Source organism: Pseudoalteromonas sp. CF6-2, assembly GCF_021729425.1.
In the GTDB taxonomy this organism is placed as follows: Bacteria; Pseudomonadota; Gammaproteobacteria; order Enterobacterales; family Alteromonadaceae; genus Pseudoalteromonas; species Pseudoalteromonas arabiensis.
In genome coordinates this window covers 378,907-391,606 of the sequence record NZ_CP091443.1, presented here as the reverse complement: position 1 = coordinate 391,606, position 12,700 = coordinate 378,907, and the positions used below count along the sequence as shown (strand labels likewise).

The 12,700-nt window shown below is 41.8% G+C and carries 5 protein-coding genes; all 5 read left to right on the top strand.

Going from position 1 to position 12,700, the window contains the following annotated elements; all coding sequences use genetic code 11:
• The first annotated feature begins 317 nt into the window (after positions 1 to 317).
• The 5 genes from L3Q70_RS18465 (at position 318) to L3Q70_RS18445 (ending at position 12,669) form a co-directional block, all read left to right on the top strand.
• Positions 318 to 1,571: a hypothetical protein gene (locus L3Q70_RS18465; RefSeq protein WP_237115686.1), complete on the top strand. Its 1,254-nt coding sequence runs from the start codon at positions 318 to 320 to the stop codon at positions 1,569 to 1,571.
• On the top strand, positions 1,568 to 2,494 hold the full coding sequence (locus L3Q70_RS18460; protein ID WP_237115685.1) for a formyltransferase family protein: 927 nt from the start codon (positions 1,568 to 1,570) through the stop codon (positions 2,492 to 2,494). The genes L3Q70_RS18465 and L3Q70_RS18460 overlap by 4 nt, the downstream gene beginning before the upstream one ends.
• A 142-nt stretch (positions 2,495 to 2,636) precedes the next feature.
• Positions 2,637 to 3,122: a hypothetical protein gene (locus tag L3Q70_RS18455; protein WP_237115684.1), complete on the top strand. Its 486-nt coding sequence runs from the start codon at positions 2,637 to 2,639 to the stop codon at positions 3,120 to 3,122.
• 138 nt (positions 3,123 to 3,260) lie between these two features.
• Positions 3,261 to 3,878 (top strand): tail fiber protein, encoded by a 618-nt coding sequence (locus tag L3Q70_RS18450; RefSeq protein WP_237115683.1) that lies wholly within the window; start codon positions 3,261 to 3,263, stop codon positions 3,876 to 3,878.
• 187 nt (positions 3,879 to 4,065) lie between these two features.
• Positions 4,066 to 12,669, top strand: coding sequence for an Ig-like domain-containing protein (locus L3Q70_RS18445; RefSeq protein ID WP_237115682.1), 8,604 nt, complete (start codon positions 4,066 to 4,068; stop codon positions 12,667 to 12,669).
• Positions 12,670 to 12,700: the final 31 nt, after the last annotated feature.

Genomic DNA, 12,700 nt, shown 5'->3' with positions numbered 1-12,700 from the left:
TTCAAATATTGGTCGAACCCTAGGCAAATAAATACGGGTAATAATATTTACCACACCCCGATAGTATTTTCATTTTATCAATTTATTTTATGCCATTTTTTCAAAGTAGCACTAGGTAATTGGTAATGCAATGAGCTGTAATAAAGTGTAATAAATAATTTGTTGTTTTAAGTGTACCCTTAAATTGTAAATAACAGTATTAAAACTATACTGATGTAATTCGCTTTGATCTAAAACAGCGTGACATTGTTTAGTTAAAGATAAAATTATCTATAACTATAGGTATTAGCAATTTAACAAATCTGAGTTTTTATTACATGGATAGAATAGACGGTACAAACAGTAAGACTTTATACGATTACGCTAACCCTGAGATAGACGTGTTACTAAAACACTCTGTTAGAACACAGTTGGAATCATTGCTGAAGACTTCTATTAGTGTTGAACAAAGGCTCGTTGTATTGCAACAAAGTTTTGTTGAAGCTATGACGTTGGTACTTTCTGAAATAACTGCCCCTCACACTCAATTAGTGAAAACATTCGAAAATATGTATGACCAAGCAGTGCTGTCTATGGCCGTTGCGGGATTAAGCCAAGAGCAACTTACACATCAGTATATTTCAGCGACGGGTTTGATTATGTCACCCTATAACTGTAAGCACACAATAAAGGATATATACCGGATAAAGGGATATGCACGCGGGCTTGATAAAGCAATTCAAGGTAAGTTAAAAAATAAACCTTCAATTAATGTGTTGTATCCAGCATGTGGCCCTTTCGCCCCTTTATTACTACCTTTACTTAGTTATTACAAAGAGACTCAAACTTATAAGCCGAGTCAAATCCAAGTGACACTTGTGGATATTCAGCCCGGTGCAATATTAACCCTTAAACAGCTCGTGAGTGACTTGCAGCTAGAAGAGTATATATCACTTATTGAAGAGGCCGATGCGAGCATATTTGAGCCAGAAAATGCGATTGATCTTTTAGTGTTAGAAGCGATGCAACATGGTTTTACGAAAGAGGGCCAATTAAGTATTGCCAAACATTTAGTAAAGTACTTATCCCTAGACGGTTGGATGATCCCGCAAAATGTGTCGGTAAAAGGCATGATGGTTGTTGGGGAAATTGAGTTTAATCAACAATGGAAAACTCAAGAGTTTAGTCATTCAAGTAATGTAGCTAATGAGGCACAACAAGACCGCGTGGAGCTAGGCGAAATCCTTAAGATCAATAAATCTACTTTGTTAGAGATGCAAGAGCTTAAACTTGAAGGCGGTATAAAAGTGATCCCTGCGAATCAAATTGTACTACCTAAGGGTGTCGAAGATATGAGCAAACGTATTTTTGCGGTCTATGCTCACATAGAAACCTTCGCGCAAGAAGAGGTTGGCCAATATGATTCAGGGATCACACACCCAAGACCAGACAATAGCGTCTACATAGATCTTAAACCTAAAGACATCGAACATACTCACTTTGTTGCTAGTAGCGGAGATACGATTCAGTTTTACTATCAACTGACAGGGTTACCGGGTTTTGTGCCTGTAAAAGTACAGGAGAGTATATGATGCAAAGGTATGCGGTGTTTACGGGGAGTTGCCAGAGTTTATCGGCGATCCAATATCTCCAACAAACCAATAAATTAGCATGTGTGGTTTTGGCGGACGCTGAGCCAAACCCGGATTTAATGCAATTGCAGCAGCTACTGCATCAAGCGCAGATCCCTACTTTACAGTATAACCAGCATGACGATATGGCCCTAATAGCGGATTTGGACAGGCTAGGCGCTAATCGCGGTGTAATTTACCTATTTAGACATATTTTAAAACAAACGTTGATCAGCTACTTTGATGGCAGCTTAGTCAATATTCATCCTAGTCCTCTACCTGAATACCGTGGACCTTTCCCCCTTTATTGGCAAATTAGAAACGGTGAACAAGCCACTAAGCTTACGTTGCACCATGTTACATCAAAAGTGGATAGCGGAGATATAGCTATCGATATTGACCTTACTATTCATCCTTTCGATACGATAAGTATAGTAAATCAAAAAGTCTCGCAAGCTTTACCTCATTTGCTCAATACTTTTTGTCAATTAGAAGAGCAAGAAAATATCTCTTGGCGTGAGCAAGACACATGCTTTGAGCATTTTGCACCCATGCTCGAACCGCAGCAGCTGGCTATTAACTGGTGTAAACAGCCCACTTCGGAAATTGTGAACATGTGCCGTGCTGGCAATGTCGATGTTGGCTGTGCCACCTTTTGTCTAAGACAAGAGATGTTTCAATTGCTACAAGCGAGTGAGCTTGAATGTGATATCAAAGGCGTACAAGCAGGTACTGTTATTCAACTAAGTCGTCGAGAAGGTTTAGTTATTAAAACTCTTGATGGTGCTGTGTGTCTAGATGTTATTGGCACACAGCAAGGGCTCTTTGATGGTTATAGATTTGCTGTACTTTTTGGACTAGATGCAGGATTTTCTTTGATCTAGTGAAGCAGGGTTCGCAGGCAACAAGTTAATAATAGTTTTAAAGATGGTGAGCAAAGTCGCATGAAAGGCAATAGAGGTTGGGCTGTTATCGTAATTCCATGTGCGCGGTGCTCTAGATGACACTTCAGATGCGAGATAACAAATGAAGATAAAAATAGAACTTACCAATAATTATGGCTATGACCTAGCAGCATATCCATATAACGATGGCGCTGTGCCTAGCAATGATTTGGCCCAAACCATCGCCAAACTTGAGGGTAAAGGGGAGTTAATTGTAGAGCGTGGGCAGTCCGCAATTTTAAAAGTGCCAGGAATGGGGAGCTTGTTGGTGCAGTTTTTGGGTGAGCAGCGGCTGTCTGAATACCACGATAAATTTTGTGAACAGCCAGATGAATTTGATCAATGCGAACAAATGGTATTGATACGCTATAAGACTTCTGAGCTTTATTGGCGTTTTACTACACAACCAGAGCATCCTTCCGTTAGCTTAAGTGTTAATGATGTAGGTACTGTTTGTTTAGGAAAAGTATCATCTGGAAGTGTTCGTCAGGTGGCATTACCAGAATTGTTTGTTCCCCCAGTATTTTCTGCCCACCCTGTGGGAAGTAAACCAGAAGATAACAAATAATCTCAATAAACGAGGTGATTTTAGTTGTACAAAATATATCTAATTTAATCGCAAGTAACCTAGTTGGTGAGGCATTTGAAAGCAGTTATTAAGTCAATTTGTCGCCAATTACAACTCGAACATTATTAAGGACCAATTATGTCAGCAGATTCATATATCGGCACCATGAGACCATTTGGTGGCAATTTTACAATTCGTAACTGGACGATTTGTCAGGGCCAGTTAATGGCAATATCTCAAAACTCAGCCTTATTCTCTTTAATTGGAGATTTTTATGGTGGTGATGCAAGAACGACGTTTGGTATACCTGATTTACGTGGTCGTAGCCCATTAGGTATGGGTAATATGCCTGGTGGTGCTACTTATAATCTTGGCCAACGCTTTGGTTCCGAATATAGAACCTTAGCTTTATCGCAACTGCCGCAGCATAATCATATTGCGATATTTGAGTCTACAGGTGCTTCGCAAGCAACTGGGCGACTACAGGTTGCAACAAACGGCCCCAATACACCGACGCCGGATGCTGAGTCTTACTTGGCAGCGAATACAAGTAGCCAAATGTACTATAAAGAGCAAGGCTTTTCGCCAGCTCCCACATTGACTGATATATCGGGGTTAACTGTCGAGGGTGGTGGTGTGTCAGGTAATGTCGTTGTGGGGAATACTGGCAACTCAGAGCCATTTAGTATTGTTAGTCCATATCAGGTAGTTAACTGGCAAATGGTACTGGAGGGAATATACCCATCTCGTTCATAAATCAGACAGAGCGAGTTTTGCAAAGGCTTATGCAAAACTCGTTCTTTAGATTAGAAGGTTGAAGAGCTTTTTCTTCAATATTACCAAAGAATGCTGTATAAGTATTTGTTTAATATGATAAAAAGCAGAAATTGCTTCATATCATGGGATTTTATGTGTATCAAGCGCAGGTTAGAGGTTGAGTATCATGCGATTAAATAAAATAACTAATTCTATTAGGCTTGTTGGTTTATCAACAACCTTGACTGCATCAATAGCAACCTCGGCTGCAACAATTGATTATACCAATGTAGATACAGGGGGGGCAGTAAACGACTATACCTCAACAGTCAGTCTATCTACTAGCACAAACTTTACAATCGATTGGGGAACCGGTTTACAAGGTAGCAATGTATATACGGATGAAAAAGTATATGCGGCGAATGCTGCAATGCTGCCATTTGATACGGCATCAAATATCGCTTTCGATGCTTCTACAGGCGGTTTTCAGCTATCCGCTACAAATAACTTTTCATTAGACTCTATGTACTTAGGGCGAAGATCTACTGGTAGCACTAGTGATAACGTTTTTACTATTACGGGCTACCGAAGTGGCAGCGCGGTTATTACCGATGATTTAACATGGAGTGTTTTTTCGGGAGGCAGTGCTGAAACATTTACCAGAGGCTCAGGTACTTGGTCGGATGATGTTGAATGGCAAAATATAGATACATTAGTAGTTACTTGGGCTACAACCTCAGATGGTTCTGGCGGTGTGGTTGGCACTACAGACTTTCAGGAGATAGCTGTTCTGAGTATGGTGGTGACTAACCCTGTAGCCTCCGATTCAACCCCACCAATAATCAGTGAAGTGACACCCGTTACAACCCCAACGAACGATAACACGCCTAACTACACCTTTACTACCGATGAGGCTGGTACCTTGTCTGTAGGAGGTAGCTGTGGTACGTCGACATCTACAACTATCGGTGGTACAGGTAATCAAACTATAACTTTAACTCAAACTGATAATTCAACAGCTTTGGCTGATGGCACCTACAGCAACTGTACTATCACTGTGACCGATGCTGCGAATAATCCTAGTTCAGTTTTGAATATTACCAGTTTCACAGTGGATACTACAGCGCCAGCGGTTGCAGAAGTGACCGCAGTGACCACTCCAGGGAGTGACAGTACTCCGAGCTACACATTTAGTACCACTGAAACGGGCACACTATCAGTAGGAGGGAGTTGTGGCACCTCAAGCTCAACAACGATTAGTTCAACAGGTAACCAAACTATTACTCTGACGGAAACCGATAACAGCACACCGCTCGTCGATGGTACATACAGTAATTGTACGATTACAATAACGGATGCTGCGGGTAATGCTAATACGCCACTGGCGATAACTGCTTTTACAATTGACAGTATAGGGCCTGCGTTTGATGGGGCAAATTCGACGCCAAATGATGATGCCACAGGTGTTGCAGGAAATGCCAATATCGTTGTCGATTTTAATGAAAATATATCCCTTGGAACGGGGAACATTACTATTCGTGACGTCAGTAGCAATAGTGACTTTGAAGTTTTTAATGTAGCAACCGAGAGCGATGGTACAACGACAAGCCCAAGTGCCGGTCGTATAGGCATTACAAATGATAAAATTTATATAAACCCTAGCAATAATTTATCGGGTAATCGTAACTACGCTATTCGTATTGACGCAACTGCTGTTGATGATTCTGCGGGAAACAGCTTTCCAGGTATTAATGATGATACAAGCTTTAATTTCTCGACAGGTAACACTGCACCTGCAGTTGACTTAGATTCAACGAGCGGCAGTGACGATAGCAGTGTATCATTCTCTGAAGGGGCTGGTGCGGTCAATATTGCAGCGAATGCGGCTGTGACAGAAGCAGATGGCGACACGCTAACAACCATTACCGTAAGTCTTACAAACGATCAAGATGGTGTATCTGAAGGGTTAAATATTAGTGCATCAGCCCAAGATGCATTGACGGGAGTTTCAGGATCGTCTGATATTACGCTACAAGATACAATATCTATAACGGGCGCAACTGCTTCTGCAGCAGAAGTACAAACATTTCTACAGGCCATCACTTACAACAATACTTCCAGTTCACCGAATCAAACTTCTAGAACCGTCACCGTTGTCATAAATGACGGTACAAATAATAGTACTTCTCGCACAGCGACTATTTCTGTGAGTAATCTCACAGCGGCGAGCAGTACTGCAGCCAGTTTTAATACAACAAACGGCACGAATTTATCTCCAGCAATTACCTTCACCAGTGACGATGAAACACTGACTATTGCTGATCCCAGCCATATTGTCGGTTCAATTGCAGATGGGGGTGCGGGGACAGATACCTTGTCTGTAGCAACAGGCTCTAATCTAGCTAATTTTACGACATTAACTAATTTCGAAACATTAACGCCAGAAACTGATGGATCTTTGACACTTACAGAAACGCAGCATGATGCGTTTACCACGATCAATGGCTCAGGTACTAACCAATTTACAATATCGAGTGCTGATGGAGATCAAACCCTTATCGGTGATAGCGATATCGAGTCTTATGTGCTGGGTGCGGCAATGAGCTTTACACTGGCTAGTTCTGCGCAGAGTGTTACGGGAAGCACTGGAGTTGATACTATAGATGTTGCAGGTTTTACGACAACAGGTACGCTTGCAGGTGGTGCGGGTACAGATACGTTACGAGTGGATACTGGCGCAAACATCAGTGGTGCAACGCTTAGCAGCTTTGAGTCATTGTCCTTGAGTGATAATGCATCAGTGACGATGACCGAAGCACAGCATGATAACTTCACAACAATCACTGCTGCTGGCACTGAGAGTATCACTATCAGTGATTCAAGTGATGGTTTAACGGGTAATAGTGCAGTTGAAACATACATATTGTCTGCAGCTAACACTTTTACTTTGGGTCATGCAGCGCAGAACCTAACAGGGAGCAGTGGTGACGATACAGTAAATGTAGGCACATTGAATGCAACGGGAACGCTGGCTGGAGGAAGTGGAACAGATACACTCATACTCAGCAATAGTGGGAATATTGCTGGCGCAACGGTTAGTGGTTTTGAAAATTTATCAGTAGCAGAAAATGGTTCAGCTACAATTTCGGTAGCGCAATTATCGTCGTTTACCGGAACAGTTTCTGGTAGTGGAAGTGAGTCTTTAACACTGTCAGGTGACGGTGATATTACCACTATTTCTGCAATTGAAAGTTATACACTGTCTGATGATTCTACAAACGCACGAACAGTGACAGTAAGCAACACTAACCACTCTGTTACAGCTACTTCAACTTCAGATGCAGTGACCTTCGATTTAGGTTCGCTTACTTACGCAGGCACAATCACGGGTGACAATACGACTGCGGACACATTATCTTTGGGTTCTGGTGCTGATATTACTGCTGCAACTATCAATGGAGTAAGTAATTTAACGATAGAATCGGGTGCCAATGTTGCAATGACAGTCAGCCAGCACCAAAACTTTAACGGTACATTGACTGCCAGTGGTTCGGAAACTATTACGCTAAGTGGTGACGGGGATATAACAGCACTAACAGGTATCGAAAACTATCTGATTGGTGATGATAGTTCTAATACTCGAACCATCACAATTTTAAGCGGTACGACATCTGTCACAGCTAATTCAACTTCAGATGCCATCACATTTGCTATCGGCGGAAGTGCTTACAGTGGCATATTAACTGGCGATAGTAGTGTTGCTGATAATCTATTAGTAACTGATGGTGCAGACGTCAGTGGTGGTGTATTTAATAGTATAGGAACGCTCAGCTTAGCGAGTGGTGCAAGTGTTGCTGTTGATGCTGAAAATTTAAATGATTTTACAACTGGCATTACTGGCAGTACAGGCATTGAAACACTAAACCTTATGGATGGGGGAACCTTTGACTTTGCTACAACTAATGTTACGGGGATCGAAGGGATCTCAATTGGCACTAATAATGTAGCAACGATTAATTTAACTGATAACTTCAATGCAGATACACAAACAGTGTCTGTTACTAATACCACTGGCAGTGCAATAACTGCTGATCTAGTAATTGATGCTTCAGCGTTTGTTGGCGATGTTCTTGAAATTACCGCTGCTGACTTAGATGGATCAGACACGATGATTGGTGGTAGTGGTGCAGATACTATCCGCCCAGGTGGGGGAGCAGATACCATCACAGGTAATGGTGGAAGTGATAACTTCATTGGTGAATCAAGTGATTTGAATGGCGATACACTAACAGATCTGAGTATTGGTGACGTAATAACGATTACTGGTATGACTGGGTTATCAACCAGTAATGTGCGTTTTAATGGCAGCAGTATCCTAGAGATTGATACCAATGCTACTGACTTCTCAAGTCCTGAAATATCACTCTCACTTACAAATGCTCCAGCGAGTGATCTTGTGTATACAGTCGCTGACTCGGGCAGTGATACTGTGATTACTTTTGGATCTTCAAATAGTGGCCCTGTTTTTAGTGGCTTAAATGGAGGAAGCACGTTTACTGAGGGCGGTTCAGCGATCGTAATTGATGCCAATGTCACAGTCGCAGATAGTGAACTAGACGCACTTAATAGCGGCAATGGTAATTATGATGGTGCATCTGTAACTATCGCGCGAGCGGGTGGAGCCAACGGTAACGATCTCTTTACTAACACAGGGTTGCTGGGAGTGTTAACTCAAGGCGGTGCGCTAAGCTATAATAGCAATGTGGTGGGAACGGTAACCACTAATTCAGCAGGAACATTACAACTTACTTTCAACAGTAATGCGACTTCAGTTCTCGTTGATAGTGTGTTGCAGGCAATTGGCTACATTAATAATGCTAATAACCCTGCCTCAACTGTCACGCTTAACTATACTTTTAATGATGGGCTGATAGATAGTACGGGCACCAATCAGGCTATTGTAACAATTGTCCCTCCAAGTGTTCCGTCGAATAATGCACCGGTTATTTCAGGTCAACCTATTACTTCAATAGATGAAGACACGCTTTATAGCTTTACTCCTTCTGCGACAGATTCAGACGGCGATAGCTTGGAGTTCAGTATTACGAACTTACCATTATGGGCTCGTTTTGATAATACGACGGGAACAATCTCAGGTACACCAATTGAGGGACAAAGTGGTAGTTACGATAATATTGTTATTACTGTCTCTGACGGTGAACTTGAATCAGCTCTACCAGCATTTAACATTATTGTGAATCCAGTGAATGATGCACCTGTTATTTTCGGTGTACCGCCTATCGAGGTGAAGCAAGGTGAAAACTATAGTTTCACGCCTACCGTTGAAGATGTTGATTCAGACACATTCAGCTTTTCTGTCTCTAATCTACCTGCATGGCTGAGTTTTGATACTTCTACGGGCAGACTGTCAGGCACGCCTGATATTACTGACGTAGGTAATTATGAAAATATTGTCATTAGTGTCAGTGATGGTTCATTACAAGCAAGTTTAGAAGGGTTCTCTATCCTTGTTACTGCGACTAACGCAGCGCCAGTAGCCAATAACATGCAGAGAAATGTCCAAGAAGATGGGACAACGAGCTTTGTGGCAGATGTTCAAGACGCCAATGATGATTCATTAGTTATCGAACTTATCTCGCAACCTGAAAATGGTAACGTACAAGTACAAGGGACGATTTTTACTTATACACCGAGTCCAAATTTTAATGGCAATGATACATTTACTTATCGTGTTTCTGATGGACAATTATCATCTAATGACGCTTCAGTGGTGATAAATGTAAGTGCGGTAAATGATGTCCCTGTGGCGAATGACGATAACTTTAATTTTGCAGCCGTATCTGATAATCAATATACATTATCAGTACTTGAAAATGACACCGATGCTGATGGCGATGCATTGCGTATCATTGGTGCAAAAGCGTCGATAGGCACAGTATCTATCAACAATAACACGTTGAGTTATCAAGCAATTGAGAATACTCAAGGCCCAATTCTTGTTAATTATATTATTGAAGATCAGAGTAAAGCTCGAGCTGAAGCGACCGCAACGATTGCTATCAATAGTGATGACTCGTCTGCAATGCCAGTAATCACAGCCCCTGCAGATTTAACTGTCAATGCAACGGGTTTATTCACCAAAGTTGATTTGGGGATAGCAATGGCGTTTGATAGCTCAGATAATCCTCTACCTGTTTCGCTCGTACGTGGAGCCCCCATTTTTGCACCGGGTAAACACTTGGTGTACTGGCAAACCGAGGATAATGAAGGTCAACAAGTAACGACAACTCAGCAATTAAACGTCAATCCTCTTGTATCATTACAAAAAGATAGTCGAGTTGCTGAAGATAAAGAGCATGCCGTTAAAGTGTATTTAAACGGACCTGCTCCAAGTTATCCTGTGGTAATTCCTTACACTGTATCTGGTACAGCGGACAGCGCTGATCATGATTTACAATCTGGCGAATTGGTTATAAGCGCTGGCGTGTCGGCGAGTATTCCACTAATGATTTTTGCCGACAGTAGTGATGAAGGTAACGAAACTATTGTTATAACCCTTGGTGACTCTGTAAATAAGGGCGCAAAATCTACTTCAACGGTGACAATTGTCGAAGACAACGTCGCGCCGAATATTGAGACTTTAGTTTTACAGAATAATCAACAACGCAGCACTATTACTGCTTCAGGTGAATTGGTGACAATTACCGCAAACGTATCAGATCCAAATCCAACGGATGAAGTAACTGTTGAGTGGGATGCTGCGCCAGAGTTTGTGAACACCTCAAATGATCCGTTCATTTTTGAGTTTAATCCAGCCGCTGTAGCTTCTGGCATTTACAAGGTACGTGTTACTGCAAAAGATAATGCAGTACCAAGTTTGTCGACTATGAAAGATGTTTATATTGAAGTAATACCGTCACTACCTGAACTGACTGCGGTTGATAGCGATGGCGATTTAATACCTGATGATCAAGAAGGGTATGTAGACTCTGACAATGACGGTATTCCTGATTTTATGGATGCAATCTCTGATTGTAACGTAATGCAAGAGCAAGCATTAGAGTCGTCACAATTTTTAGTAGAAGGTGACCCTGGAGTATGTCTGCGCAAAGGGGCTACAGTGCCGCAAAATAATACGGGCGGTTTGCAGTTGCTAGAAACAGAATTACCGGAAGATCCAACTGCAAGCAATACTGGAGGGCTATTCGACTTTATAGCAACGGGTTTACCAGAAGTTGGTGATACCTACAGTATTGTTTTACCGCAGAGACAACCTATTCCTGTAAATGCTGTTTATCGGAAATTAATTAATGGAGATTGGCAGAACTTTGTAATTGTTGACGGCAATGAAGTACTGTCAGCGCAAGGTGAACCAGGCTTCTGTCCTCCGCCAGGTAGTAATGAGTGGACAACAGGGCTATCTGAAGGGGACTGGTGTGTACAACTACGTATTGTTGACGGTGGTCCAAATGATGATGATGGTGTTGCCAATGGTAGTATTGTAGACCCAGGTGGTGTTGCTGTGCCAACCACAGGAAATAACGCCCCAATTGCGAATGCAGATGCTGTGACAATTATGGCTGAGGAATCTGTCGTTATTGATGTGATAGCCAATGATGAAGACATCGATAATGATACCCTTACCATTACCGGTGCAACGGTTGATTTCGGTACTGTTGTTATCGAGAATAATCAGCTTGTTTACACGCCTATAGTCGGGTATATCGGGGATGCGACTATTCAATACAGTATCACTGATGGGATGGGAGGAACGGCTAATAGTACTGCAATTGTGACTATTAAAGTTAATCAAGCTCCCGTGACACAAAATGATAGCGCATCTAGCAATGGAGAAACCATCACGATTGATGTTTTAGCTAATGACAGCGACCCAGAACAAGGTGAACTGTTCTTAGTTTCGGCTACCACAGAATTTGGCACTTCCGTTGTTAACAGCGATGGTACGTTGAGCTACACCCCCGCGGCTGGTTTTGAAGGGATGGATACGATCAACTATATTGTGAAAGATGCACAAGGTGCGCAATCACAGGGAAGCGTTTCAGTAACCGTTGAGTTAAAACAAACTGTTAATGTGAGCAATAAATCATCAGGTGGTGGCCTTGGCATGATCACCTTACTCGTCGTTTCTGCTTTTGTAGTAAGACGTAGAGTGTCTCGGTTACCGAGTTTTGCTCTCCTATCCACTAGTTGTGTGTTAGCAAGTTCAGCAGCCGCGGAAGATTGGCAAGTGTCTGCAACCCTAGGTCAAGCGACAGCTCAAAGTTCATATTCATCTGAGCAATGGGTACAAACGGCGATTGATGATGAAAGCATTAGTTGGTCGGTTGGTGCTTTTTATAATTTAAAACCTAATTGGAAGTTGGGTATTAGATATATTGATTTAGGCGAAGCGAGTGTTAATTTTTCTAAAGAAACGAGTAACCCTGAGCAAGCGCACTCAGAACTTTCAGACAAAGCGCCTGCTTTACCTACTGGCTTGGCAATTCAAGCTAACTATTTAGTTGATTTAGCCTCATCGCTCAAAGGGGAGCTGTTTCTAGGTGCGTATCATTGGAAATATAAAATAAACAGTCGCAGAGATAATTCAAATACTATTGTCAAACGGGATGAAGGAACTGATTTTTTTCTTGGCGCAGGTATAAATTATCAACTACTTGACTCAGTTAGTATAGGTGTTGACTATACGCGGTATTTTGTCTCTGAGAATGATATAAATGAAATTGCTCTTTCAATGAGCTATCAATTTTAATTATTTAAAAGCCAGCACTTTTGTGCTGGCT

What these genes read in the sequence shown, in the direction of transcription:
- L3Q70_RS18465 (WP_237115686.1), top strand. Translation starts at nt 318, where the DNA reads ATGGATAGAATAGACGGTACAAACAGTAAGACTTTATACGATTACGCT.
- L3Q70_RS18460 (WP_237115685.1), top strand. Translation starts at nt 1,568, where the DNA reads ATGATGCAAAGGTATGCGGTGTTTACGGGGAGTTGCCAGAGTTTATCG.
- L3Q70_RS18455 (WP_237115684.1), top strand. Translation starts at nt 2,637, where the DNA reads ATGAAGATAAAAATAGAACTTACCAATAATTATGGCTATGACCTAGCA.
- L3Q70_RS18450 (WP_237115683.1), top strand. Translation starts at nt 3,261, where the DNA reads ATGTCAGCAGATTCATATATCGGCACCATGAGACCATTTGGTGGCAAT.
- L3Q70_RS18445 (WP_237115682.1), top strand. Translation starts at nt 4,066, where the DNA reads ATGCGATTAAATAAAATAACTAATTCTATTAGGCTTGTTGGTTTATCA.